At 72.5% G+C, this 2,544-nt stretch carries 3 protein-coding genes and 1 pseudogene; all 4 read left to right on the top strand.

Annotated elements, in window-relative coordinates; genetic code table 11:
* The first annotated feature begins 133 nt into the window (after positions 1 to 133).
* Positions 134 to 931 (top strand): thymidylate synthase, encoded by a 798-nt coding sequence (locus ACFV4G_RS38480; protein ID WP_380447366.1) that lies wholly within the window; start codon positions 134 to 136, stop codon positions 929 to 931.
* On the top strand, positions 928 to 1,494 hold the full coding sequence (locus ACFV4G_RS38475; RefSeq protein WP_380447364.1) for a dihydrofolate reductase: 567 nt from the start codon (positions 928 to 930) through the stop codon (positions 1,492 to 1,494). The genes ACFV4G_RS38480 and ACFV4G_RS38475 overlap by 4 nt, the downstream gene beginning before the upstream one ends.
* A 204-nt stretch (positions 1,495 to 1,698) precedes the next feature.
* Positions 1,699 to 2,298, top strand: coding sequence for a SigE family RNA polymerase sigma factor (locus ACFV4G_RS38470; RefSeq protein WP_380447362.1), 600 nt, complete (start codon positions 1,699 to 1,701; stop codon positions 2,296 to 2,298).
* Positions 2,295 to 2,544: pseudogene (locus ACFV4G_RS38465) on the top strand (hypothetical protein); the annotation flags it as partial. The gene ACFV4G_RS38470 and the pseudogene ACFV4G_RS38465, both read left to right, overlap by 4 nt.

Here is a 2,544-nt window from a genome sequence, read left to right as displayed (position 1 = left end):
CACCTACCCGCACCTGGGGGGCCGGCCCCGCCCGCTAGCCGGGCTGTTTGAGGGGGGGCGGCGGGGGGGGGGCGACCTCCCGGTCTGGGGGGTGGGGCCCCCCGACCAGCACGGACACGTACACTTACCGCTCGTGGCGGACACCCAGTACGAAGACCTGTTGAAGCACGTGCTCACCACCGGGACGGCCAAGGCCGACCGGACGGGCACCGGCACCCGGAGCGTCTTCGGACACCAACTGCGCTACGACCTCTCGCAGGGGTTCCCGCTGATCACCACCAAGAAGGTGCACCTGAAGTCCGTGGTGTACGAGCTCCTGTGGTTCCTGCGCGGCGACTCCAACGTCGGCTGGCTCCGCGAGAACGGCGTCACCATCTGGGACGAATGGGCCGGCCCCGACGGCGACCTCGGCCCCGTCTACGGCGTCCAGTGGCGCAGCTGGCCCGGCCCCGACGGCCGGCACATCGACCAGATCGGCCAGGTCCTCGACACCCTGCGCACCGATCCCGACTCCCGCCGGATGATCGTCTCCGCCTGGAACGTCGCCGAACTGGACGCGATGGCGCTCGCCCCGTGCCACGCCCTGTTCCAGTTCCACGTCGCCGACGGCAGGCTCTCCTGCCAGCTCTACCAGCGCAGCGCCGACCTCTTCCTCGGCGTCCCGTTCAACATCGCCAGCTACGCCCTGCTGACCCACATGGTCGCGCAGCAGGTCGGCCTCGCGCCGGGCGACTTCATCTGGACCGGCGGTGACTGCCACATCTACGACAACCACGTGGAGCAGGTGACGGAACAGCTCGCGCGCGCACCGTTCGACTTCCCCGAGCTGCGCCTGCGGCAGGCCGACTCGCTCTTCGACTACGCCTACTCGGACGTGGAGGTGGTCGGCTACCGGCACCACCCGGCCATCAAGGCACCGGTCGCGGTATGAGCGGCGACACGAGCAGCGACACGAGCAGCGGTACGAGCAGCGGCCTGAGGATCGGACTGATCTGGGCCCAGACCCCGGACGGCGTGATCGGCGCGGACGGCACGATGCCGTGGCACCTGCCCGAGGACCTGGGGCACTTCAAGGCGACCACCCTCGGACACCCCGTGGTGATGGGCCGCCGCACCTGGGAGTCGCTCCCGGCACGCTTCCGCCCGCTTCCGGGCCGCCGCAACATCGTGGTCACCCGCAACCCGCAGTGGGCCGCGGACGGCGCGGACCGCGCCGGCTCCCTCGACGAGGCCCTCCACCTCGCGGCCGCGACACCCCGGGCCGACACCGTCGCCGAGACCTGGGTGATCGGCGGTGGGCAGCTCTACCGCGCGGCCATCGACCGCGCCGACACCCTGTCCGTGACCGAGATCGATCTGTCGGTCGACGGCGACACCCACGCCCCGGCCGTCGGCCCCGCCTGGACCGTCGCCGAGGACCACGGCCCGCGGGTCTCGGTGTCCGGCCTGCGCTACCGCATCCGCACGTACACGCGCTGCGACACCCCGGCCTGACCCGCGCCCCTGGGCCGCTTCCCCGGTCGTTGAGGGCGCGCCCGTTCCGCGCGGGCGCCTGGCCCTCGAACACCCGGCCCTCGAACACCCGGCCCTCGAACGCCCGGCCCTCGAACGCCCGGAAACGTGGACGACCGCGAAATGTGGCGGGGCCGGGCAACCCGGCGCGTCGGGAGTGCGGTCTGGAGGGCTGAGGGGGTGCTGATGCACACAGAAGAAGAGGCCGACTTCCAGGCCTTCACCCGGACCAGGTGGGCACACCTGGTCCGAACCGCCTACCTGCTCACCGGCGACTGGCACCACGCCGAGGACCTGACGCAGACCGCGCTGGCCAAGGCCTACCGGTCCTGGCGGCGGGTCAGCCGGGCCGACAGCCCGGACGCCTACGTGCGCCGGATGCTGGTGTCCTGCAACAGCGACCGGTTCCGCAAGCGGCGGGTCGCCGAGCGGCTCACCGAGGCGCTGCCGGAGGTCGCCGCGCCGGGCGACACCGCGGGCCAGGTCGACCAGCGGCGGACGCTGCTGGACGCCCTGGCCACGCTGCCGACGCGGCAGCGGGCCGTCGTGGTGCTGCGCTACTGGGACGACCGGACCGAGGCGGAGGTCGCCCAGGCGATGGGCTGCTCGCTCGGCACGGTCAAGAGCCAGGCCGCCAAGGGACTGGCCAAACTGCGGGCTCACCCGGGGCTGGCCGTCGTACCCGCCGACCCGGGCCCGGGGGCTCCGCGCAGCCGTTCCGCACCGGGCCGGACGCCGTCCGGACTCGACGCTCGCATCACCACCACGACTGGAGGACGACGATGACCCAACCGGATTTCGAGGCGGCGCTCCGCGAGCAGCTCGTCGCCACGGTCGCGGACCGGACGCCGGGCGAGGCGCCCTACGAGGCCATCCGGCGCCAGGGCCGCGCGGCCCGCCGGCGCCGGACCGCCGCACACTCGGGCGGGGTGGACGCTGTCTCTTATAAACAAATCCGAGCCCACGAGACCAAAAAAAATCTGGTGGTGCCTGGTGGGGGTGTAAAGGTTGGGTGTTTGGGGGGGGGGTTGG

It is taken from the genome of Kitasatospora sp. NPDC059747, assembly GCF_042732955.1.
Classification (GTDB): domain Bacteria; phylum Actinomycetota; class Actinomycetes; order Streptomycetales; family Streptomycetaceae; genus Kitasatospora.
The sequence above is the reverse complement of the archived record's forward strand: the minus strand, read 5'-3'. Positions and strand labels throughout refer to the sequence as shown.